Here is a 21,929-nt window from a genome sequence, read left to right as displayed (position 1 = left end):
AAGGAGCACTAGCACATGGGCGAGGGGTACGCATGACCGACACCGGCCAGGTCCCGGGCGAGGGACAGCCGGAGAACGCAGGCGGGCATCCCGGGCAGCCGCAGCCGGCACCCGTTCCTTCCCCTGCCGACGCCGGATTGACGCAACAGCCGGACGCCTACCCCTTCGAAGGGGCCGAGGCCGCCGCCGATGACGACGATCTTCTGCTGATGCCGGGCGCCCAGGGCGCCTGGAGCGAGCAGCAGGCCCAGCCGATGCCGCAGCAGGCCGCGCCCGCGCACGGCGCACCCATGCCCACCCCCTCCGGCGACCACGAGAGCGGCGGCCGCGACTCCGGCGCGCACGACCTCAGCGCTGTCCGCATTCCGCAGCCCGCCGCACCGCAGCCCGCGCGCCGTCCGCTGCACATGGGCCCGCCGGTGCCCGACCCGACCGGCGGCGTGGTCCGCTCGCTGGCCGACCGCGGCCCCGCCGACGCCCCGTCACCGGCCCCCGGCCGCCACGCGGGACCCCCGGCCGCCGGGCCCGAATACCTCGACGCCCAGGCCGAGGCCGCCGCGCCCGCCGGAGCGCCGGCCGCGCAGCCCGTCGCCGCGCCGCCGTACGGTGGGCAGCCCTACGACGGCCAGCTCCACGCCGAGCAGTCCTACGGCGCCGCCGGTCAGGGCCCGTTGCCCGGCCCGCAGCTGGGGGAGATCCCCGCGCAGGTCCCGGCGCAGATGCCGCCGTGGGACGAGGCGTCGGCCCAGGCGGCCGCGGCCCCGCTCGCGGACACGGCCGTGCCCGCCCCTGCCGCGCCCGCCCCGGAGGACGCCCCGCTGCCCTCCGAACAGCCGCAGGTGCAGCCGATGCCGATGCCGGCCGCCGCGGATACCGCCGTGGCGGCCCAGGACGTGCCGGTTCAGGAAGTGCCGGTTCAGGACGCACCGGTTCAGGACGCACTGGTTGAGGACGCACCGGCCCAGGACGTTCCGGTCCAAGACGTACCGGTTCAGGACGCGGTGGCCGAGGCCGCCGGGGAGGCTGACGCTCCGGCAGCTGACGCCACGCCGGCCCAGGCGCCCGCGGACGCCGACGGCACGCCCCAGGCACCGGCCGCGCCCGAGCAGGCCCAGCCGGTGGCGGCGCCCGTCGAGGAGCAGCCGCAGGAGGCCGTGGCCCCGGCCGCGCAGGCCGACCAGCCGGAGCAGGGCGGGACCGTTGCGCCCGCGCCGGAGGCCGGACCGGCCGCCGAACCCGCCGTGGTCGTCGAGGCCCCCGAGACCGCCGCCCCGGTGGAAGCCGCCCAGGAGCCCCAGGCCCCGGCCGAAGCCCCGGCCCCGGCCCCCGCCGAAGCCGTCGCCACCGAAGCCGCCCCCGCCGACGCAGCCCCGGCCCCGCAGGCCGCCGAGCAGCCGCAGCCCGCCGAGCAGCTCCAGCAGGCCGAGCCCGCGGAGCCCGCAGCGCCCGCGGAGGCGGCCCCCGAGGCCGAGCCCGAGGCGGCCCCGACGGCCGTCGCCGCTCCCCAGGGCCCCATCGCGCTGCCCGCCCCGGAGAACAGCACGCCCCCGGAAGAGCCCGTCATAGAGCAGCCCGAGGCACCGGCCCCGGCCGCCGAACTCCCGCAGCCCGCCGAGGCCGAGGAGCCCCCGGCCGCCGAACAGGCCGCGCCCCAGGGCCAGGAAGCCCCGGCCGAGCCCGCCGTCGAGGCACCGGCCGAGACCCCCGCCGACCCCGCGGCCGAGCAGCAGCCCGCAACGCCCGCCGCCGAGGCCGCCACCGCTGCCGCCGCGACGGCCGCCCCGGCCGCACCGGAAGCCGAGGCCCCCGAGCAGCTCGCGCCCCCGGTGGACGAGGCCCCCGCCCCGCCCACCGAGGCCGCCCCCGCCGCACCGCAGCCCGTCGCCGTCCAGATCCCGGCGCAGGCGACCGCCGAACCGGTCCCCGATGCCGAGGACCGCCCCCACCAGCAGGACCCCGCCGAACTCGTCCAGCTCGGCGAGGAACAGGAGCACGACCAGCAGGACCGGGCCCAGGGCGACCAGAGCCAGGACCCGGACCGGAACGAGGAGCACCCCACGGACAACACGGCCGATACGGACGACCAGCCGCAGGCCGCCGACCGGGCCCCGGCGCCCGACGCCGAGCCCGCCGACGCCCCGGCCGAGGACGGCGAGCCCCAGGCCGCCGCCCCCGGGTACGAGGACTCCGAGCGCGCCGCCGTCCACCGCGTCATCCGTGAACGCCGCGACATCCGCAACGGCTTCCGCTCCGACCCGATCCCCAACGACGTCCTGCTGCGCGTCCTGGAGGCGGCCCACACCGCCCCCAGCGTCGGCCACTCCCAGCCCTGGGACTTCGTCGTCATCCGCTCCGACGAAACCCGCGAGCGGATGCACCAGCTCGCCATGACGCAGCGCGACGCCTACGCCAAATCGCTGCCCAAGGCCCGCGCCAAGCAGTTCCGCGAGCTGAAGATCGAGGCCATCCTCGAAACGCCGGTCAACATCGTCGTCACCGCCGACCCCACTCGCGGCGGCCGGCACACCCTCGGCCGGCACACCCAGCCGCAGATGGCCCCGTACTCCTCCGCGCTGGCCGTCGAGAACCTCTGGCTCGCCGCCCGCGCCGAGGGCCTGGGCGTCGGCTGGGTCAGCTTCTTCGACGAGCGCGAGATGGTCCGCGAACTGGGCCTGCCCGACCACCTCGAAATCGTCGCCTACCTGTGCGTCGGCTACGTCGACGAGTTCCCCGACGAGCCCGAGCTGCTCCAGGCCGGCTGGTCCAGGCGCCGCCCGCTGTCCTGGGTCGTCCACGAGGAGACCTACGGGCGCCGCGCCCTGCCCGGCGAGGACCCGCACGACCTCCTCCAGGAGACCCTCCAGGGCATCCGCCCGCTGGACGCCAAGGCGCTCGGCGAGGCGTGGGAGCGACAGAAGCGGATGACCAAGCCCGCCGGGGCGCTGGGCATGCTGGAGATCATCTCCGCGCAGCTGTGCGGACTGTCCCGCAAGTGCCCGCCGCCGATCCCGGAGCCCGCCGCCGTCGCGATCTTCGCGGGCGACCACGGCGTGCACGCCCAGGGGGTGACCCCCTGGCCCCAGGAGGTCACCGGCCAGATGGTCGCCAACTTCCTGGGCGGCGGCGCGGTCTGCAACGCCTTCGCCAACCAGGTCGGCGCCGAGGTGTGCGTCGTGGACGTCGGCGTGGCCGGCGACCTCCCCGCCACCCCGGGTCTGCTGCCGCGCAAGGTACGCCCCGGCACCGCCGACTTCACCCAGGGCCCGGCGATGACCCAGGAAGACGTCCTCAAGGCCATAGAGGTCGGCATCGAAACCGCCCGGGACCTCGTCGCGGCCGGCAACAAGGCGCTGCTCACGGGCGAGATGGGCATCGCCAACACCACCACCTCGGCCGCCCTGATCTCCGTCTACACCGGCGCCGACCCGGCCGAGGTCACCGGCCGCGGCACGGGCATCAACGACGAGACGCACGCCCGCAAGGTCGATGTCGTCCGCCGCGCCCTCGAACTCCACCAGCCCGACCCGTCCGACCCCATCGGCGTCCTCTCCGCCGTCGGCGGCCTCGAACACGCCGCCCTCGTCGGTCTGATCCTCGGCGGCGCCTCGCTGCGTACGCCGGTGCTCCTCGACGGCGTCAGCGCCGGCGCCGCCGCCCTGGTGGCCCGCGCCATCGCCCCCGAGGCGCTGGCCGCCTGCATCGCCGGCCACCGCAGCGCCGAACCGGGCCACGTCGCGGCGCTGACCAAACTCGGCCTGCGCCCGCTGATCGACCTCGACCTGCGCCTCGGCGAGGGCACCGGCGCCCTGCTGGCGCTCCCGGTGGTGCAGAGCGCCGCCCGCGCCATGCACGAAGTCGCCACTTTCGACTCCGCCGGAGTGACGGAGAAGAGCTGAGCGACCGAGCAGCGCCGAGCGGGGGAGCAGCGCCGACCGGGCCCTGGCCCGTACCGGCCGCCCCCGCATGACCCCCGGCCCGCAGCCCCATAGGCTGTGGGCCGGGGCGGTACCGCTCACCAGCCGCCCCGGGCCGTCCGCACCACCTCACCAGCCGCTCCAGAGCCGCAGCGACTGAGCCGGTCGTCGAATTCGCACCACCGCACAAGGAGCCGTATCACCATGGCCGAGCATGTCGCCGCACACGCCGCCTACCCCGTCGGACTGCGGCTGTCCGGCCGCCGCGTCGTCGTCCTCGGGGCCGGCCAGGTCGCGCAGCGCCGCCTCCCCTCGCTCATCGCCGCAGGTGCGGACGTCCTCCTGATCTCCCCCTCCGCCACCCCCTCCGTCGAGGCGATGGCCGACACCGGCGAGATCCGCTGGGAGCGCCGCCGCTACCAGGACGGCGACCTCGACGGCGCCTGGTACGCGCTCATCTCCACCGACGACCCGGAGGCCAACGCCGCCGCCTCCCAGGAGGCCGAGGCCCGCCGCGTGTGGTGCGTACGCTCCGACGACGCCGAGGCCGCCACCGCCTGGACCCCCGCCACCGGGCGCAGCGAAGGCGTCACCGTCGCGGTCCTCACCGGCCAGGACCCGCGCCGCTCCGCCGCCGTGCGCGACGCCATCGTCGAGGGCCTGCGCGACGGCAGCCTCGCCGCCCCGCACCACCGCCGCCCGCACACCCCCGGCGTGGCCCTGGTCGGCGGCGGCCCCGGCGACCCCGATCTGATCACCGTCCGCGGCCGCCGCCTCCTCGCCGAGGCGGATGTGGTCATCGCCGACCGCCTCGGCCCCCGCGACCTCCTGGCCGAGCTCCCGCCGCACGTCGAGGTGATCGACGCCGCCAAGATCCCCTACGGCCGCTTCATGGCCCAGGAAGCGATCAACAACGCCCTGATCGAGCACGCCAAGGCCGGCAAGGCCGTGGTCCGCCTCAAGGGCGGCGATCCGTTCGTCTTCGGCCGCGGCATGGAGGAGGCCCAGGCGCTGGCCGAGGCCGGGATCCCCTGCACGGTCGTCCCCGGCATCTCCAGCACCATCTCCGTCCCCGGCGCCGCCGGCATCCCCGTCACCCACCGTGGTGTCGCCCACGAATTCACCGTCGTCAGCGGCCATGTCGCCCCCGACGACGAGCGCTCGCTGGTCGACTGGCCCGCCCTCGCCAAGCTCCGCGGCACCCTCGTCGTCCTCATGGGCGTCGAGAACAGCGGCGCCATCGCCGCCGCCCTCATCGCCCACGGCCGCCCCGCCGACACCCCCGCCGCCGTCATCCAGGAAGGCACCACCGCCACGCAGCGCCGCGTGGACGCCACCCTGGCCACCCTGGGCGAGACCGTACGCGCCGAGGGCGTCCGTCCCCCCGCGGTCATCGTCATCGGCGACGTCGTCACCGTGGGCCCGGCCGCCACCCCCAAGTAGCCGCACCCGCCCCGCTCTTCCCACTCTTGGCACCTCCACACCGACAAGGCACGATCTCCCCGTGGCAGAAATCATCACCGTCGATGACCCGGACGACCCCCGGCTGGCCGACTACACCGGCCTGACCGACGTCGAGCTGCGCCGCCGCCGCGAGCCTGCCGAAGGGCTGTTCATCGCCGAGGGCGAGAAGGTCATCCGCCGTGCCCGGCACGCCGGCTACGAGATGCGCTCGATGCTCCTCTCCGCCAAGTGGGTCGACGTCATGCGCGATGTCATCGACGAGGTCCCGGCCCCGGTCTACGCCGTCAGCCCCGGCCTCGCCGAGCGGGTGACGGGCTATCACGTCCACCGCGGCGCCCTGGCCTCCATGCAGCGCAAACCGCTGCCCACGGCCACCGAACTCCTCGCCCGCACCCGCCGTATCGCGGTGATGGAAGCCGTCAACGACCACACCAACATCGGCGCCATCTTCCGCAGCGCCGCGGCCCTGGGCATGGACGCGGTGCTGCTCTCCCCGGACTGCGCCGACCCGCTCTACCGCCGCTCGGTGAAGGTCTCCATGGGCGCCGTCTTCTCCGTCCCGTACGCCCGTCTGGAGAGCTGGCCCCGCGACCTGGCAGCCGTACGGGAAGCCGGTTTCAAACTCCTCGCCCTCACCCCCTCCGACAAGGCCACCCCGATCGCCGAGGCCGCTCCCCACACCCTGGAGCGCGCCGCGCTGATGCTCGGCGCCGAGGGCGGCGGCCTGACAACGGGCGCCCTGCGCGCCGCCGACGAATGGGTCCGCATCCCCATGGCCCACGGCGTCGACTCCCTCAACGTCGGCGCGGCCGCCGCGGTCGCCTTCTACGCGGTGGCCACGGCGGACCATGCCTGACCAACCCCTGCCCCCCACGTCCGACGATCCGCAGGACGCGACAACGCGCGCCTCATGGGGGCGTATCGCATGCATCTGGGCGGTCGCCTTCGCCGCGCTGCACTTCTACTGGGCGCTGGGCGGCAGCCGGGGCCTGAGCGTCTCGGCGGGGCCCCTGGCCGAGACACGCCCCGCGTGGTTCGTGGCGGTGGGCCTGTGGGGTGTGGGGCTGCTGTGCCTTGTCGCCGGGGTGCTGGGATGGCTCCTCGCCCGACCGCGACCCCGCGGCCTGTTCGGACGGGCGGTCAGGGCCCTGGGGTGGTGTGCCTGCGCCGTGCTGCTGGCGCGTGGCCTCGCCGTCGAGGCGCTGCTGCTGACCGACCCGGCGGGCCACGAGGTCAACGTCAGCCCCGAACAGCGGCTGTGGACGCTGGTGCTGTGGAATCCCTGGTTCCTGATCGGCGGTCTCGTCTTCGGCCTGGCCGCACGGAAGTTCCGCGGAGCGAAGGGCACGGGCACCGGCGCCGCCTGACACCACGGCCTGCCGACGCCGAGCCGGTCACCCTCGCAGCCGGTGCGGGGAATCCCTGCCGAGCCCCCGCTAGGAGATCCGCTCGGAGCCCCCGTGCGACAGGCCCGCCACCGTCACCGCCCGCCGCTCTCCCAGCCCGCGGGCCGGGCCCTGGCAGCCCTGGGCCGCCGCGATGCCCAGCGCGACCAGCAGGGTCACGACCACGAAGACGATCACCCGCTGCCGCAGCAGCCGGCGGTCCGGGCCGGGGCGGCGGCCCGATGCCGTACGGACCGGGGTGCGCGCCCCGTTGCGTCCCGAGCCCCGGGCCGCCGGGACCCGGGCGCCGCGCCCGCCACCGGTCCGCGGGTTCGTGCCCTTGGCGCCGTGCGCGGCCTTCGTCCCGTGCGGACCGTGCGTGCCCCCCGTGCCCGAGGACGGTCCCGGGCCGGACGGCCGCGACGTCGCGTCGCGCGGCGCCGGAGGACGCGCACCGGGCGGCCGCGGCGTCGGAGTACCCCCCGTACGCCGCTCGGTGCGCTGCCGCGCGTACTCCTCGGCCCGCTGCCCCGAAGGCCGCCGCTCCAGCCGCTCCCAGCCCGCGACGCCCTCCGCGGGATCGCCGGACAGCCCGTGCGCCTCGCGGGCCGCGATCTCCTTGAGCCGCAGCGACAGCGACAGGGTGCTCGGCCGGTCCGCCGGATCCTTGGCCAGACACGTCGCCAGCAGCGGCGCCAGCGCATCCGGCACCCCGGCCAGCTGCGCCTCCTCATGGACGACCCGGTAGAGCATGACCTCCGAACTGCCCTGCCCGAAGGGCGAGTCCGCGGTGCAGGCGTACGCGAGGGTGGCGCCCAGCGCGAAGATGTCCGTCGCCGGCGTCACCGCCGCACCGCGCACCTGCTCCGGCGCGAGGAAGCCGGGCGAGCCCACCGCCGTACCGACATGGGTGAGCGTGCTGGCGCCCGTGGCCCAGGCGATGCCGAAGTCGATGATCCGCGGACCCTTGGGCGACAGCAGAATGTTGGACGGCTTCAGATCGCGGTGCACCACGCCCGCGTCATGGACGGCCAGCAGCCCCTCGGACAGCGCCGCCCCGATGGAGGCGACCTCCGCCGGGGACAGCGGACCCTCCTCGTTGACCTTGTCGTGCAGCGAGGGACCGGGGACGTACTGGGTGGCGAACCAGGGGCGGTCGGCGTCCAGATCGGCCGCGACCAGCCGGGCCGTACAGCCGCCGCGGATCCGCCGGGCCGCCGACACCTCGCGGGCGAACCGCGACCGGAACTCCTGATCCTCCGCCAGATCCGGGCGGATCACCTTCAGCGCCACCCGCTGCCCGCGCTTGTCCGAACCGAGATAGACCACGCCCATCCCGCCCGCGCCGAGCCGGCGGTGCAGCCGGAACGTCCCGACGACACGCGGGTCCTCGCGTCGGAGCCGCATCATCGCCATGTCCGTCGTCCCCTACCTGTGGTGGGGAGGCCCCACCCCGCTGCCAACCGTCTGACGTGGCACAGCTTACGGATTGACGGCTCGCTGTGCGCTAAGGCCGCGCATGCGTCGGCAAGTGGATTGTCGGTGGCGGGCGGGAGCCCTCAAGTGCGGGACGGAACCGGCCGTAGCGCGGCCCGACTTCCCGCGCGAGACCCCAATGATCCGTCACGGAAAGGAGTTTGACGCAACGAAAGGTGACCGGGCCGCAAGAGCCGCGGACGCCGGGGACACCACCGGGGCGTACGACGTGGTGGCGGGCAGGGCGGTGCGGAGGGGGGAGACGGCGGTATGCGGGGCAGTGGCCGAAGTGAGCGAAGTCACCCGAGAAGGGGTGGTTTCCGCGGAGTCCCCAGGTCCTGGCCCCGCTCCCGCCGCCGCGCTCTCCGTCCGCCATCGCCACCGGCCCTCTCCACCCAGCGGAGTACGCCGGATGGTGTGCCGTCATCCCATCGGAGGCCACAGAAGCGGTACGACGGCATGACGCCCGGGCGCCGACGGATGCTTAATGTGGTCTTCACGCGGCGGGCGGCACACTCGTCCCCCGAGGTCAGACGCCCGCCGCCCCAGACACGACAGGAGCGGGGCGATGGCGGACATCTCAGGGCGCACGGCCGGCGGCCGTAGCTCCGGCAGGCGCCATCCCCTGGTCGCCGTGGCGATGGCGGTGCCGCTGGCGGTCCTCCTGACCGTGGTCTTCGGCGGCTGGGATGCCGTCGTCACACAGGCGTCGTCCGTGGCCGGAATCCTGGGGCGCTGAACGGCGCCCCGGTCCTGGGAGAGCGGCCCGGGACAGGGACTTTCGGTCAACCCCGTGGGGACGGGGGTGCGGCGGACGGCAGGAATGGCCGGGCATCTGGGGAGATGCCCGGCCATCACGCTTTTGCGGTGGTCCGGCCGCGGTCCGGCTTCGGAGGCAAAAGCCGAGGGCCGGAGCGAAGTGCTCCGGCCCTCGGTTTCGGGTGTGGACGATACTGGGATTGAACCAGTGACCTCTTCCGTGTCAGGGAAGCGCTCTCCCGCTGAGCTAATCGTCCTCGGGGCCGCGGATCCGAAGATCCCCGGTTGCGTGCGCGATACTGGGATTGAACCAGTGACCTCTTCCGTGTCAGGGAAGCGCTCTCCCGCTGAGCTAATCGCGCGGGGGCCCGGTGAAGCCGGACCAGTGGACGATACTGGGATTGAACCAGTGACCTCTTCCGTGTCAGGGAAGCGCTCTCCCGCTGAGCTAATCGTCCTTGGAGGTGGAGACGGGATTTGAACCCGTGTAGACGGCTTTGCAGGCCGTTGCCTCGCCTCTCGGCCACTCCACCAGGAGTGAGGGGGTTCGGGAAGATCCCCCACATCGAGCGGACGACGAGACTCGAACTCGCGACATCCACCTTGGCAAGGTGGTGCTCTACCAACTGAGCTACGTCCGCAGGTGCGTCCCCCAGACTACGTCCCGGGAGCTGCCTGGCCTCCGGGGCGCTTCCGCGTCCCGGCGACGTGTTGAACTCTAGCGGATTCCGGGGCCAGTACAAAAACGCGTTTGTGCAGCGTGCTGCGCTGCTCGCTCGGCACGGGCGGCCGTCGGTCCCCCGCCATAGACTCACTGACGTGCGCGACTTCCCTCCCATGGCCCGCTTCGGCGGCCTGATAGCCACCGACCTGCGAGATGTCACATCCGATCCCGCGGCCCTGGACTCCACGGGCTGGTGGGCGGTGGTCGCCGACTTCGAAGGGGGTGTCGTCTGTGCCCGCTTCGGTGACGTACGGCCGGCCGGTCCCGCCGACGAGCCCGCGCCCGGCGGCTGGGCAGGCCCGGCCCGCGAGGACTGGCGCAGCTCCATGGACCGCGACGCCTACACCGCCGGGGTGCGCAGCGTGCGGGACTACATAGCAGCGGGCGAGGTCTATCAGGTGAACCTCTGCCGGGTGCTGTCCGCGCCGCTGCCCGACCCCGCGCGCAGCGATGTGGACGCGCTGTCCGCGGTGCTGGCCCACGGCAACCCCGCCCCCTACGCCGGTACGGTGCGGCTGCCCGCCCATGGCGTCGAGGTGGCCTCCGCCTCTCCGGAGCTGTTCCTGCGGCGCACGGGCCGTACGGTCGAGTCCGGGCCGATCAAGGGGACCGGCCGGACGGCCGCGGATCTGTCCGAGAAGGACCGGGCGGAGAACGTGATGATCGTCGACCTGGTCCGCAACGACCTGGGTCGGGTCTGCGCCACGGGCACGGTGACCGTCCCGGCACTGTGCGCCGTCGAACCGCACCCCGGCCTGGTCCACCTGGTCTCCACCGTGCGCGGCGAACTGGACGGGGCGCACGAGGCGAGCGCCTGGGCGGATCTGCTGGCCGCCACCTTCCCGCCCGGTTCCGTCACCGGAGCCCCCAAGTCCAGCGCGCTGCGGATCATCGACGAGCTGGAGACCGCGCCCCGCGGCCCATACTGCGGCGGCATCGGCTGGGTCGATGCGGACCGCCGCACCGGCGAGCTCAATGTCGGCATCCGGACGTTCTGGATCGACCGCGCCGCATCGGGCGGGCCCGTCCTGCGCTTCGGCGCCGGCGCGGGCATCATCTGGGACTCCGATCCGGAGCGGGAGTGGGCCGAGACCGAATTGAAGGCGGAACGGCTGCTCGCGGTAGCGTCGGGCGTGCACGAGGTGAGCGGAGGACGACGATGAAGATCTGGCTCGACGGGGGACTGCGGGACGCCGACGGTGCCCGCGTCTCGGTCTTCGACCACGGGCTGACGGTCGGCGACGGTGTCTTCGAGACCGTCAAGGCCGAGCGCGGACGTGCCTTCGCCCTCACCCGCCACCTCGAACGCCTGGCCACCTCCGCCCGGGGCATGGGCCTGCCGGAACCCGATCTCGACGAGGTGCGCCGCGGCTGCACGGCCGTCCTGGACGCCAACCCGATGGCGCTCGGCCGGCTGCGGATCACCTACACCGGCGGGCTCTCCCCGCTCGGCTCGGACCGCGGCGACAACGGCACCACGCTGGTCATCGCGGTCTCCGAGGCGCCCCGCCGCCCCGACACCACCGCCGCCGTCACCGTCCCCTGGACCCGTAACGAACGCGGTGCGCTCGCGGGCCTGAAGACCACCTCGTACGGCGAGAACGTCGTCGCACTCGCCCGCGCCAGCGAACTGGGCGCCTCCGAGGCGCTGTTCGCCAACACCGTCGGACAGCTCTGCGAGGGCACCGGCTCCAACGTCTTCGTCGTCCTGGACGGCGAACTGCACACCCCGCCGCTGCACTCCGGGTGCCTGGCGGGCATCACCCGCGCCCTGACGGTCACCTGGGCGGGCGCCAAGGAGACCGATCTGCCGCTGGACGTCCTGGAGCGCGCCGAGGAGATCTTCCTGACCTCCACCCTGCGCGATGTCCAGGCGGTGACCCGGATCGACGGGCGCCAACTGGCGGAGCGGCCGGGCCCGGTGACCGCCGAGGCCATGCGGATCTTCGACGAGCAGGCGGCCGCCGACACCGATCCCCGGTGAGACACCGCTGATGTCCCGGTGGTGACCGGCCCGCGGCGGCAGGGTAGGAAGTCCCCGTGACCACAACGCTGCGCCCCGCGGGACCCGAAGCACGCCATGAGGACGGGGGCCGGGCCCGTTCGTACGACGTCTGCGTCAACAGCCGCCGCGTCGGCGGGATCCGGCTGCGTACCGACGCCCGGTTCGGGCCGGTCGCCGGGCGGATCGAGGCGCTGGACATCGACCGCCCCGACCGGCACCGCGGCCGCGCCACCGTGGCCGCGCTGGCCGCCGAGGAGGTGCTGCGCGGCTGGGGCTGCCGGCAGATCGAGGTGACCGTCCCGGCAGCGTCCGAGGCCGTCGTACGGCTGGCCGCCGCCCTGGGCTACACCGAGCGCAGCCGCCGGATGACCAAGGCGCTGGACGCGCCGCCCGGGCTGCCCGAGGGCAGCCAGGAGCGCCGGATGGGCGCGGCGGAGTACCCGGCCTGGCGCGCGGCGGCGATCGCCGAGCACATCCGGGTGCAGACGGCTCTGGGCGTGCCCCGGGAGCGGGCCGAGCGGGCGTCGTACGAGGGGCACGCCGAGATGCTCCCGGACGGCCCGGACACCCACGGGCATGCGCTGCGCATCCTGCGGCACGACGGCGTGGACGTCGGCACGCTCTGGCTAGCGGTGGAGATCCCGGGACATCCGGGCGGCTACGTCGTCGACGTGCGGGTGGATCCCGCCCATCGCGGCCGGGGCCACGGCCGCACGCTGATGCTCGTCGCCGAGCGGCTGTGCCTCGCGGCGGGCCAGCCGGTGCTGGGACTCACCGTGTACGCGGACAACGCTCCGGCGCTGGGGCTGTACGAGGCGCTGGGCTACCGGCCGACCGCGTACGAGCTGTGGAAGCCGATCCTGTAGGGCATCGGCCCGCCCGGTGGCGTCCCCGGTGGCCCTGCGTCCTCCGGGGTCCCTGGCGTCCTGCGGTGCCCTTGTGCCCCTCGGTGCCCCGGCGGTTCAGTCCTGCCCGGCGGGGCGCTCGGCCAGCAGCCGGTCGGCGATCTGCTCGATGCGGGCGCGCAGCCCCTCCTGGCTCGTGCCGCCGTCCAGCCGCTCGCCGCCGATCACATACGTCGGGGTGCCGGTCACGCCGATGGCCTTGCCCTCCGCCTGGTCGGCGTCGACGATCAGCAGATGCCGCCCGTCGATCAGCGCGGTGTCCATCTCCTCGGCGTCCAGCCCCAGCTCCCCGGCCACCTTCAGCAGCAGCTTCTCGCCGCCCTTGGCCAGCTCCTCGGTACGCGCCAGTACCGCCTCGGCGTACGGCCAGCCCCGGCCCTGCTCGGTGGCCTCCTCGGCCGCCTGGGCCGCGGCGTAGGCGTGCTTGTGCTTGGCCAGCGGGAAGTGGCGCAGCCGGATGTCCAGCCGGTCGCCGTAGCGCTCGCGCAGCGCCCGCAGATCGTCGAGGGCGGCATGGCAGTCCGGGCACTGGAGCTCGCACCACACGTCGAGGACGGGGCGCGGGGGAGGAGTGGGGCCGGCGGAGGTGGCGTCGTTCATGCGGCCAGTCTTCCAGCCCGCCGGCGCCGCGCGCCCGGAGGTACCCCCGGCCGGGGGCCGGACCGGCACCCGGGGAGCAGGATCGGCACCTGGGAAGGAGGCCGACCCCGAGCCGACCCTGAGATCTCCCTGAGCTACCCCGAGATGTCCCTGAAGACCGGGCGGAACATGTCCGTTCGGGCGGCGGAGAGGGCAGGATGGAAGGGAGCGGATGACCGGACCGGTCATCCCCGTTCGACCATTCACCGGCAGGAGGACCGGATGCTGACCTCGACCGTCTGTGCCGCGGTGTCGGCGGCGGGCCTGGGCATCGCCGCGATCACGGCCTACCGCAAGCGGTTCCTGGCCGCGCTGCGGATCGCGGCGTTCTCGCTGATCCCCATCGGCCTGGTGATGACGGGCGTCATCGACTGGGTCACCAATATCGTCTTCAAGCCCACGGTCTGGGCCGGTTTCGGCCTGCTCGCGCTCTCGGCGCTCCTGCTCGCGATCAGCAGGAGGGTGGAGCGCCGCCGGGGCGGCATAGGCGGCCGCAAGGAGCGCAAGGCCGCCGCGGCGTCCGGAGCGGGTGCGGTGGCGCCGGCCGCCTCGGCGCCCTCCCTCACCAGTGGCCGGGGCGCGGACCGGCAGTCCGCGAAGGAGGCCGCGAAAGCCAAGGCCAAGGGAGCGAGCGGCGCACCGAAGGATGACTTCTCGGACATCGAAGCGATCCTGAAAAAACACGGGATCTGATGAACTCCCCCTGCTGAAGCGGATATTGGGAGCAGGAAGACGATCATCTGCGCCATGATGCGCGCGAGATGAACGATGAGTGCGCCCTGACCCGGGAGAACGCCCCGGCCCCCGAAACGCGCGGCTGCCTGTTCGCGCTGTCCCAGCCCCCGCTGATGCTGTTCCTGACCGTCATCGGCTTTCTGTTGCTCCTCGGCGCCGTACACGACCTCTACATCCTGTGAGCCGCCGGCGCGGTCGAGCGGTCGCCGGGTCGCTCAGCCGGCCGCGTCCCGCTGCCGGGCCCGGTAGGCCGCGACATGCAGCCGGTTGCCGCAGGTGCGGCTGTCGCAGTAGCGGCGGGAGCGGTTACGGGAGAGGTCGACGAAGGCGTGCCGGCAGTCCGGTGCCTCGCAGTGCCGCAACCGCTCGCGCTCCCCGGCGACGACGATGAACGCCAGCGCCATCCCGCCGTCCGCGGCCAGATGGTCGGCGACCGAGGCGCCCGGTGCGAAGTAGTGGACGTGCCAGTTGTAGCCGTCGTGATCGGTCAGCTGCGGGGTGGTGCCGGCCGAGGCGACCAGCGCGTTCAGCAGCTCGGCGGCCTCGCGGTCGTCCCGGGCGGCGAAGACCCCGGCCAGCCGCGAGCGCAGTTCCCGTACGGCCCGCAGATCGGCCTCCCCGAGGATGCCGACATCGCTGATGTTGTGGCGCCGTACGAACTCCTCGAGCGCCGGGAGGCCGGGGAGGGCGTCCGGGGCACCGGGCGCCTCGCCCTCCGGCGCGGTGTTGAGCAGATCGACCACTGCATCGAGCGCGCACCGGGTGTCATGAGTGATCAGCACGGTTCCGCTCCCTGGCCGAGTGGGGAGCGGGCGGACGCCGCCCCCGGTGTCGTTGCCGAATGGTCGCCGACTCTAGCGCCTCGAACAAGCCTGGGCGCCGCCTCCGCGGTGGGTCCGCGACGACGGCGCCGGAGCGTGCCGTATGAACTTGTCGGTCCTGCGCCGTCTCCCCGAGTCGGACGGTCGCGAGTGTGAGCGGGTGGTTGCAGTGGGCGGCTGTGGTGCGTCTCAGCTCTCCGCCAAGATGTGGGAAAGCTCGGTGTCGAGATCGAAATGCCGGTGTTCCGTACCCGGCGGTACGGCGGCGTCGGTCCTCTTCAGGAAGGATTCAAGAGCCCGCGCCGGGGCCTCCAGCAGGGCTTCGCCTTCCGGAGAGCTCAGGGCGATGCAGACAACACCCTGACCATGGCTCCGGGACGGCCATACGCGGACGTCGCCGGTGCCCGTGGGCCGGTGCAGGCCCTCGGCGAGGAGGTCGCGGGCGAAAACCCATTCGACGGTCTCCTCGGCTCCGGTGTGGAAGGTGGCATGGACGGCGTAGGGATCGGCCGTGTCATACCGCAGGCCCGCGGGTACAGGCAGTGAGGACTCGCTCGACACAACGAGGCGCAGGTGCAGCTCGCAGCTGACCGTGGTGTTCATAAGCGCCAGGGCCTTTCGCTCAGTGTGCGCTCGGGGATTCGCACGTCGGCGAAATCGACATGCCACCTACGGTGCCGTTGTAAACCCCTCTGACGGTTTTGGGTGGCTTCACGTACCTCTTACGGCGGATTGCGGGATCGTCCTCGGCGGTAATTCAGCGGAGGGAGTGCGTCCGGTACGTTGGCTTCATGAATACGGAGAGTAACGAGGGGTCGGAGGGTGGCGGGGAGGACACCGGTCCGGCGCTCGGTTCGCGGGCGCCGCACTTCATCCGGCGCTCCCGTGCGCTGCACCTGAGCTGGCAGGTCGGCGTCTTCCTCCTCGGCCTCGCGGTGGTGGTCGCCGGCGTGATCATGCTGCCGCTGCCCGGCCCCGGCTGGCTGGTGATCTTCGCCGGTATGGCGCTGTGGGCGACCGAATTCGTTTGGGCCCAGCTGGTGCTGCGCTGGACCAAGCGAAAGGTCACCGAGGCGGCAAAGAAAGCACTCGACCCGAAAGTGCGCCGCCGCAACATCATTCTCACGACCATCGGCGTGGTGATCATCGTCGCGCTGCTGGCGATCTATGTGGGAAAGTTCGGCCCCGTCCTGCCGTGGCACGTCGGCCAGTGACCCGTATGTGGTCAGAAGTGCCCGCCGACGTGCGGTAATGTTGGCCGTGCGCCGGGCGATTAGCTCAGTGGGAGAGCGCTTCGTTCACACCGAAGAGGTCACTGGTTCGAACCCAGTATCGCCCACCCCGGCACACGACCCGGAGACACGAAGTCTCCGGGTCGTTGCGGTATTTGGGCCCTCGCGTCGCCGCGGGGCGCACACTGGGATCATGCCCGCCTGGTCCAGCCGACTGCACCGCTACCGCTTCCGTAGCGAGTGGCTGCTCGCCGCCCCGCCCGCCGTCGTCTACGCCGTCCTCGAACGCGCCGAGGCCTACCCCCGCTGGTGGCCGCAGGTGCGCGAGGTGACCCCCCTCGACGAGCACAGCGGACTGGCCCGCTTCCGCAGCCGGCTGCCGTACGAGCTGTCGGTCGTGGCCACCGAGCGGATACGGGATCCGGGGGCGGGCGTGCTGGAGATAACGCTCCGCGGAGACCTGGGCGGCTGGGCGCGCTGGACGATCCGCCCTGGTCACGGCGGGACCCGGGTGGTCTTCGAGCAGGACGTCGAGGTCTGCAAACCGCTGCTGCGCTGCCTGGCGCTGCCGGGGCGGCCGCTGTTCCGGCTCAACCACGCGCTGATGATGCGCGCCGGGCGCCGCGGCCTGGCCGCCTGGCTGGCCCGGGGCTGAGCCGCCCCGGCCGGTCGGCCCGGTCACAGGAATTTGATGGAAGGCCGCGACGGGCTGTATTGTTCAGCTCGTTCGCGAGGGAAACCCGCAGACACCCGGGCGATTAGCTCAGTGGGAGAGCGCTTCGTTCACACCGAAGAGGTCACTGGTTCGAACCCAGTATCGCCCACCGGGATCAAGGACCGGGCCGTCAATTGGCGGCCCGGTCCTTTTCGTTGGCACGGATTCGTGGTGACGCGATCGGGGCGGGGAAGTCCCGGAAGGGGCCGCGCCTCGGCCATTTTCCGTATGGCCGAAAACCGGGTGAGCTCCGTTCAGGCCGCCGCGGGGAGCGCGGGCCGCAGCGGCCAATGGGGGTCGACCGGCTCGGGGGTGCCGCTGCGGGCGAACCACGCCTGGAGCCCACGGGCCTGCGCGGCGTGCCAGATCGCCTGGCGGGTGTGCAGCTCGCCCGGTTGCAGCCCCTCCAGCCGGGCGGCGAAGCGATGGCCCAGGGCCCGTACGACCCGCAGCGCGGCCACGGCGTCGGCGGCGGCCTCATGGGCGTCGGTCAGCTCGACCTCGTAGTGGGCGCACAGGTCGGTCAGGGTACGGCGGCCCTTGCGGTAGCGGTCGAGGTGCTTGTCCAGCACCCGGGGGTCGAGGACGCACAGCTGATGGGAGCCCAGCGCGGCGCCCAGCGAGCTGGCGCGGTGGCGCTTCAACTCGCGGTCCAGCAGGGTCAGATCGAACGGGGCGTTCATCACGACCAGGGGGCGGCCGGCCACCGACTGCGCGGCCAGCGCCCGCGCGACCTCCTCCAGCACCGGCGCCGGCCAGCGGCCGTGCAGCGCGAGATGGTCGGCGGTCAGACCGTGCACCGCGGTCGCCGCCTCGGGTATCTCCACGCCCGGATTGATCAGCCAGCGGGTGATCCGCGGGGCGGAGCGCGGGGTCTCCTGGACCACCAGGGCCGCGGAGACGATGCGGTCGTGCTCGACATCGATGCCCGTCGTCTCGGTGTCGAAGGCGGCGAGTGGACCGTCGTACCAGGGCGGCATCATCCCAACTCCTCGCATTGGTGGGGTGGATGACGACGCGGGCCATCCGAGCTGGTGATACCCGAGCCGACCGGTTCTCGAACCGTCGTTGTTTGACGCCCACTTGACACGGAGACAACCACAGGGACGGGCCGCCTCCGGATGCAGCGCCCGCCAGCCCCACGCATCGATCGGCACAGCCCGGAAGGCCCCCGCGATGACACTCGCGCAGCCGGAGCCGGGCGCTCAGCGGATCACCCCGCAGCGCGGCGCACTCGCCATGACTGCCTGCATGGAGACCCTCCAGGTGGGCTATCTGCACGCCGTCGCCGCCGCCTCCGGGTGCTCCCTGGCGCAGCCCTTCCCGGACAACGGAATCGACTGGCACGTCAGCCACGCCGCGCCGGACCACACCGTCGACGACGAGGTCACCATCAAGGTGCAGCTCAAATGCACCTACCAGACCGCCCCCTGCCCACCGGGCCCGACCTTCGCCTTCACCCTCGACAACGACCACCTGGTGAAGCTGGCCCGTACGCCCGTATCGGTGCACAAGATCCTGGTCGTGATGCTGGTGCCCCGCACCCGGGACGACTGGCTGCACGCCGGCCACGACCGCCTCGAACTGCGTCACTGCTGCTACTGGATCAATCTGGCCGGACACCCCGTGACCGGCCGGCGCAGGACCACTGTGCGGATTCCGACCACGCGGATCTTCGACGACCGAGCGCTCGTGGAGATCATGACGCGGGTCGGGGCGGGAGGGAGACCCTGATGTACCGGCCGACCGATGACCACTACGGGCACGACCACGACCTGCGGCCGCCGGATCCCGCGCAGCTCGACCCCGGGGTGCTCGCCGCGCTGCTCGCCCGGCACGGCTGGCGGCGCCGGGGCGGGGCCGCCGGCCACTACACCCGGTGGACGCCGCCCGGCGGGGCGGCCGGCGCCAGCCTGCTGGTGCCGCACGACCGCCGCTTCCCCGACAGCGGCGAGCTGCTCGCCGAGGCGCTGGCGGCGCTGGCGCACAGCGCCGCGCCGTCGGCCCGCGAGGTGCTGATGGGACTCGCGGTGCCCAGCGACGAGGTGCGCTGGGAACGGGAGATCCCGGACGACGGCTCGGCCGCCGCGCACTGGGTGGCGCAGGAGCGGCTGCGCGGCGCGGCCCGCTCGATGCTGATGGCCGGGGCCCTGGGGACGTACGCACGGGCCGGGTACTACGGCGCCCGGCACAAACGGCGGGCCGAGGGATTTCTGGCCGACGTCCTGGTCGGCCCGGTGTCCGCCGGGAGCCGACTGACCGCCTTCGTCCCGGTGCACGACGGGCGCGGTGCGGTCGCCGCCCTGCAACGGGCGCTGCACGCGGCCCGCGACGCCACCGACTACCAGCGTGCGACCGGCCGGATGGAAGCCTTCGACGCCGCCGTCGAGCTGGGCGTCTGCCATGAGCTGGCGCAGGCGCTGATCGCCCTGGTGCGGGACGCGGAGGGGGTGCGCATCTCGGTCGAGTGGTCGCCCGCCGCCGGCACCCCGGCCGGCTTCGCACCCCGCCCCGAGCCGGTGGAGTTCTCGCCCGGCGATCTGCCCGCGCTCCAGCAGGCCGCGCAGCGCTACGTACGGGACGAGCCCTCGCTGCCGGTGCGGGTGACCGGCGCGGTCGTCCGGCTGCGGCGGGAGCGGCCGGAGGGGCCCGGAACGGTGCGGCTGCGGGTGATCGCCGGGGCGGATGTGGTGCAGGTGCGGGTAGCGCTGGGGGAGGAGGACTACCGCATCGCCGGGCACGCCCATCTGGTCGGGCTGCCGATCCAGGTCAGCGGGCGGCTGGAGAGCCGGGGCGGGTTCCGGCGGATCACCGGAGGCCGCGAGGTCACCCCCGTACAGGTCGACGAGGCGGAGCGCGACCGGCTGCTCAAATCGCTCCAGGAGCATCTCGACGTCTTCGAGGAGGCGTGCGGCGGCGAGGACTGACCGAGGGAGGGGGCGAGGACTGACCGAGGGAGGAGGAAGGAACAGGGAGGAGGAGCGAACGGGGAGGACGGTGGAAAGGGAGGTTGTCCACAGGCACCGGAATCCGTTTCGCGGTCGGGTCGGGTGGCTCGGTACGATTCGCCTGCGCAGCAATCGCTGACGTGAAAGAGACATGAGTCAGGAGAGACCGGTGTCAGACGTCCGTGTGACCGTCCAACGCGATTCCGAGCGGGAAGAACGCGTGGTGACCACGGGCACTACGGCCGCCGACCTCTTCCAGGGCGAGCGCAGCATCGTCGCCGCGCGGGTGGCCGGGGAGCTGAAGGACCTGGCCTACGAGATCGCCGACGGCGACGAGGTCGAGCCGGTCGAGATCACCTCCGACGACGGTCTGAACATCCTGCGGCACTCCACCGCGCACGTGATGGCACAGGCCGTGCAGGAGCTGTTCCCGGAGGCGAAGCTCGGCATCGGCCCGCCCATCAAGGACGGCTTCTACTACGACTTCGACGTCGAGACCCCCTTCCACCCGGACGATCTCAAGCGCATCGAGAAGAAGATGCAGGAGATCCAGAAGCGCGGGCAGAAGTTCGCGCGCCGGGCCGTCAGCGACGACGCCGCCCGCGAGGAGCTGGTCGACGAGCCGTACAAGCTCGAGCTGATCGGCCTCAAGGGCTCCGCGGCGGACGCCGCCGAGGGTGCCTCCGCCGAGGTCGGCGCCGGGCAGCTGACCATCTACGACAACCTCGACGCCAAGACCGGCGAGCTGTGCTGGAAGGACCTGTGCCGCGGTCCCCACCTGCCCAGCACCCGGGTGATCCCCGCCTTCAAGCTCATGCGGTCGGCCGCCGCGTACTGGCGCGGCAGCGAGAAGAACAAGCAGCTCCAGCGCATCTACGGCACCGCCTGGCCGACCAAGGACGAGCTCAAGGCGTATCTGGAGTTCCTCGCCGAGGCCGAGAAGCGCGACCACCGCAAGCTGGGCGCCGAGCTGGACCTGTTCTCCTTCCCGGAGGAGCTGGGCCCCGGCCTCGCGGTGTTCCACCCCAAGGGCGGCGTCATCCGCAAGGTCATGGAGGACTACTCCCGCAAGCGGCACGAGGACTCGGGCTACGAGTTCGTGAACACCCCGCACCTCTCGAAGGAGCGCCTCTTCGAGATCTCCGGGCACCTGCCGCACTACGGCGAGGCGATGTTCCCGGCCATCGAGTTCGACGAGCAGAACTACCGCCTCAAGGCGATGAACTGCCCGATGCACAACCTGATCTTCAAGTCGCGGGGCCGGTCCTACCGTGAACTGCCGCTGCGTCTCTTCGAGTTCGGCACCGTCTACCGCTACGAGAAGTCGGGTGTGGTGCACGGCCTGACCCGCTCGCGCGGCTTCACGCAGGACGACTCGCACATCTACTGCACCAAGGAGCAGATGCCCGAGGAGCTCGACACGCTCCTGACCTTCGTGCTCGACCTGCTGCGCGACTACGGTCTGAACGACTTCGAGCTGGAGCTCTCCACCCGCGATCCCGAGTCCGACAAGTTCATCGGTTCGGACGAGGACTGGGAGGAGGCCACCGAGGCGCTGCGCCAGGCGGCCGAGAAGCAGGGCCTTCCGCTGGTCCCGGACCCGGGCGGCGCCGCGTACTACGGCCCGAAGATCTCGGTGCAGGCCACAGACGCTATCGGCCGGTCCTGGCAGATGTCGACACTCCAGGTCGACTTCAACCAGCCCAAGCGGTTCGGCCTGGAGTACACCGCGGCGGACGGCTCCAAGCAGCAGCCGGTCATGCTGCACCGCGCACTGTTCGGCTCGATCGAGCGGTTCTTCGGCGTGCTGCTGGAGCACTACGCGGGCGCGTTCCCGGCGTGGCTGGCCCCGGTGCAGGCGATCGGCATCCCGATCGGCGATGCGCACGTTCCGTACCTGGAGGAGTTCGCCCGGCAGGCGAAGGCCAAGGGGCTGCGGGTCGAGGTGGACGCGTCGTCCGACCGGATGCAGAAGAAGATCAGGAACGCCCAGAAGAGCAAGGTCCCGTTCATGATCCTCGCCGGTGACGAGGACATGGCGGCCGGTGCGGTGTCCTTCCGCTACCGCGACGGGTCGCAGAAGAACGGCATCCCGCGGGATGAGGCGATCGCCGAGATCCTGGACATCGTGGAGCGCCGCGTCCAGGTGTGACGCCCGACGTGACCGGTGCAAGGCCCCGGGGAGCCGCCCGCTCCCCGGGGCCGCC

The 21,929-nt window shown here is 72.9% G+C and carries 20 protein-coding genes and 7 tRNA genes; 17 read left to right on the top strand and 10 right to left on the bottom strand.

Going from position 1 to position 21,929, the window contains the following annotated elements:
- Positions 1-32: 32 nt before the first annotated feature.
- From cobT to B1H19_RS09750, 4 genes are all read left to right on the top strand, one after another.
- The gene (cobT, locus tag B1H19_RS09765; RefSeq protein ID WP_083104221.1) at positions 33-3,896 is read left to right on the top strand and encodes a nicotinate-nucleotide--dimethylbenzimidazole phosphoribosyltransferase; all 3,864 of its coding nucleotides are present in this window, start codon (positions 33-35) and stop codon (positions 3,894-3,896) included.
- A gap of 222 nt (positions 3,897-4,118) precedes the next feature.
- Positions 4,119-5,357, top strand: a complete 1,239-nt coding sequence (gene cobA / locus B1H19_RS09760; protein ID WP_083104220.1) for a uroporphyrinogen-III C-methyltransferase — start codon at positions 4,119-4,121, stop codon at positions 5,355-5,357.
- A 61-nt stretch (positions 5,358-5,418) separates the two neighbouring features.
- Entirely contained in the window at positions 5,419-6,234 is an 816-nt protein-coding gene (locus B1H19_RS09755; RefSeq protein ID WP_083104219.1) for a TrmH family RNA methyltransferase, read from the top strand.
- Complete coding sequence (locus B1H19_RS09750) at positions 6,227-6,745, top strand: DUF3995 domain-containing protein (RefSeq protein WP_083104218.1); 519 nt, start codon at positions 6,227-6,229, stop codon at positions 6,743-6,745. The genes B1H19_RS09755 and B1H19_RS09750 overlap by 8 nt, the downstream gene beginning before the upstream one ends.
- Positions 6,746-6,814: 69 nt before the next feature.
- Here the strand turns inward: B1H19_RS09750 and B1H19_RS09745 are convergent, their stop codons facing one another.
- Positions 6,815-8,179, bottom strand: a complete 1,365-nt coding sequence (locus B1H19_RS09745; protein WP_083104217.1) for a serine/threonine-protein kinase — start codon at positions 8,177-8,179, stop codon at positions 6,815-6,817.
- A 628-nt stretch (positions 8,180-8,807) separates the two neighbouring features.
- Here B1H19_RS09745 and B1H19_RS39225 point away from each other — a divergent pair.
- Positions 8,808-8,978 (top strand): hypothetical protein, encoded by a 171-nt coding sequence (locus B1H19_RS39225; RefSeq protein ID WP_203237128.1) that lies wholly within the window; start codon positions 8,808-8,810, stop codon positions 8,976-8,978.
- 205 nt (positions 8,979-9,183) lie between these two features.
- On the opposite strand, the gene B1H19_RS09740 is transcribed toward B1H19_RS39225, so the two are convergent.
- The 5 genes from B1H19_RS09740 to B1H19_RS09720 form a co-directional block, all read right to left on the bottom strand.
- A tRNA-Val gene (locus B1H19_RS09740) sits at positions 9,184-9,255 on the bottom strand.
- Between the two features lie 33 nt (positions 9,256-9,288).
- Positions 9,289-9,360 (bottom strand) — tRNA-Val (locus B1H19_RS09735).
- A 24-nt stretch (positions 9,361-9,384) separates the two neighbouring features.
- Positions 9,385-9,456, bottom strand: a tRNA-Val gene (locus tag B1H19_RS09730).
- A 1-nt stretch (position 9,457) separates the two neighbouring features.
- Positions 9,458-9,531: transfer RNA gene (locus B1H19_RS09725), tRNA-Cys, on the bottom strand.
- Between the two features lie 35 nt (positions 9,532-9,566).
- Positions 9,567-9,639: transfer RNA gene (locus tag B1H19_RS09720), tRNA-Gly, on the bottom strand.
- A gap of 196 nt (positions 9,640-9,835) precedes the next feature.
- Here B1H19_RS09720 and B1H19_RS09715 point away from each other — a divergent pair.
- From B1H19_RS09715 to B1H19_RS09705, 3 genes are read left to right on the top strand one after another with little or no spacing between them, the layout of a single operon-like run.
- Positions 9,836-10,885 (top strand): chorismate-binding protein, encoded by a 1,050-nt coding sequence (locus B1H19_RS09715; protein ID WP_083104216.1) that lies wholly within the window; start codon positions 9,836-9,838, stop codon positions 10,883-10,885.
- Positions 10,882-11,706: an aminotransferase class IV gene (locus tag B1H19_RS09710; RefSeq protein ID WP_083104215.1), complete on the top strand. Its 825-nt coding sequence runs from the start codon at positions 10,882-10,884 to the stop codon at positions 11,704-11,706. The genes B1H19_RS09715 and B1H19_RS09710 overlap by 4 nt, the downstream gene beginning before the upstream one ends.
- A gap of 56 nt (positions 11,707-11,762) precedes the next feature.
- Positions 11,763-12,593, top strand: coding sequence for a GNAT family N-acetyltransferase (locus B1H19_RS09705; protein WP_083104214.1), 831 nt, complete (start codon positions 11,763-11,765; stop codon positions 12,591-12,593).
- Positions 12,594-12,689: 96 nt separating this feature from the next.
- Here the strand turns inward: B1H19_RS09705 and B1H19_RS09700 are convergent, their stop codons facing one another.
- Positions 12,690-13,232, bottom strand: a complete 543-nt coding sequence (locus B1H19_RS09700; protein WP_083104213.1) for a DsbA family protein — start codon at positions 13,230-13,232, stop codon at positions 12,690-12,692.
- A 261-nt stretch (positions 13,233-13,493) separates the two neighbouring features.
- On the opposite strand from B1H19_RS09700, the gene B1H19_RS09695 reads away from it, so the two are divergent.
- Both B1H19_RS09695 and B1H19_RS39220 read left to right on the top strand, forming a co-directional pair.
- The gene (locus tag B1H19_RS09695; RefSeq protein ID WP_083104212.1) at positions 13,494-13,964 is read left to right on the top strand and encodes a hypothetical protein; all 471 of its coding nucleotides are present in this window, start codon (positions 13,494-13,496) and stop codon (positions 13,962-13,964) included.
- Positions 13,965-14,032: 68 nt separating this feature from the next.
- Positions 14,033-14,188 (top strand): hypothetical protein, encoded by a 156-nt coding sequence (locus tag B1H19_RS39220; protein WP_203237127.1) that lies wholly within the window; start codon positions 14,033-14,035, stop codon positions 14,186-14,188.
- A 33-nt stretch (positions 14,189-14,221) separates the two neighbouring features.
- On the opposite strand, the gene B1H19_RS09690 is transcribed toward B1H19_RS39220, so the two are convergent.
- Positions 14,222-14,788, bottom strand: a complete 567-nt coding sequence (locus B1H19_RS09690) for a CGNR zinc finger domain-containing protein (protein ID WP_083104211.1) — start codon at positions 14,786-14,788, stop codon at positions 14,222-14,224.
- Between the two features lie 228 nt (positions 14,789-15,016).
- Positions 15,017-15,430, bottom strand: a complete 414-nt coding sequence (locus tag B1H19_RS09685; protein ID WP_003959770.1) for an SsgA family sporulation/cell division regulator — start codon at positions 15,428-15,430, stop codon at positions 15,017-15,019.
- Positions 15,431-15,618: 188 nt separating this feature from the next.
- On the opposite strand from B1H19_RS09685, the gene B1H19_RS09680 reads away from it, so the two are divergent.
- The 4 genes from B1H19_RS09680 (at position 15,619) to B1H19_RS09665 (ending at position 16,883) form a co-directional block, all read left to right on the top strand.
- Positions 15,619-16,041, top strand: coding sequence for a TIGR02611 family protein (locus B1H19_RS09680; RefSeq protein ID WP_083104210.1), 423 nt, complete (start codon positions 15,619-15,621; stop codon positions 16,039-16,041).
- Positions 16,042-16,094: 53 nt separating this feature from the next.
- Positions 16,095-16,166, top strand: a tRNA-Val gene (locus tag B1H19_RS09675).
- An 86-nt stretch (positions 16,167-16,252) separates the two neighbouring features.
- Complete coding sequence (locus tag B1H19_RS09670; RefSeq protein WP_083104209.1) at positions 16,253-16,714, top strand: SRPBCC family protein; 462 nt, start codon at positions 16,253-16,255, stop codon at positions 16,712-16,714.
- 97 nt (positions 16,715-16,811) lie between these two features.
- Positions 16,812-16,883: transfer RNA gene (locus tag B1H19_RS09665), tRNA-Val, on the top strand.
- 145 nt (positions 16,884-17,028) lie between these two features.
- Here B1H19_RS09665 and B1H19_RS09660 read toward each other — a convergent pair.
- Positions 17,029-17,754 (bottom strand): exonuclease domain-containing protein, encoded by a 726-nt coding sequence (locus B1H19_RS09660; protein ID WP_083109517.1) that lies wholly within the window; start codon positions 17,752-17,754, stop codon positions 17,029-17,031.
- Between the two features lie 196 nt (positions 17,755-17,950).
- Here B1H19_RS09660 and B1H19_RS09655 point away from each other — a divergent pair, with 196 nt between their 5' ends.
- The 3 genes from B1H19_RS09655 to thrS all read left to right on the top strand — a co-directional run bounded on the left by B1H19_RS09655 (position 17,951) and on the right by thrS (position 21,874).
- Positions 17,951-18,508, top strand: a complete 558-nt coding sequence (locus tag B1H19_RS09655) for a DUF4365 domain-containing protein (protein ID WP_083104208.1) — start codon at positions 17,951-17,953, stop codon at positions 18,506-18,508.
- On the top strand, positions 18,508-19,701 hold the full coding sequence (locus B1H19_RS09650; protein ID WP_083104207.1) for a hypothetical protein: 1,194 nt from the start codon (positions 18,508-18,510) through the stop codon (positions 19,699-19,701). The genes B1H19_RS09655 and B1H19_RS09650 overlap by 1 nt, the downstream gene beginning before the upstream one ends.
- Positions 19,702-19,891: 190 nt before the next feature.
- On the top strand, positions 19,892-21,874 hold the full coding sequence (gene thrS, locus B1H19_RS09645) for a threonine--tRNA ligase (protein ID WP_083104206.1): 1,983 nt from the start codon (positions 19,892-19,894) through the stop codon (positions 21,872-21,874).
- The last annotated feature ends 55 nt before the right edge of the window (positions 21,875-21,929 follow it).

The organism is Streptomyces gilvosporeus, assembly GCF_002082195.1.
In the GTDB taxonomy this organism is placed as follows: Bacteria; Actinomycetota; Actinomycetes; order Streptomycetales; family Streptomycetaceae; genus Streptomyces; species Streptomyces gilvosporeus.
This window is presented reverse-complemented; position numbering and strand designations above follow the sequence as displayed.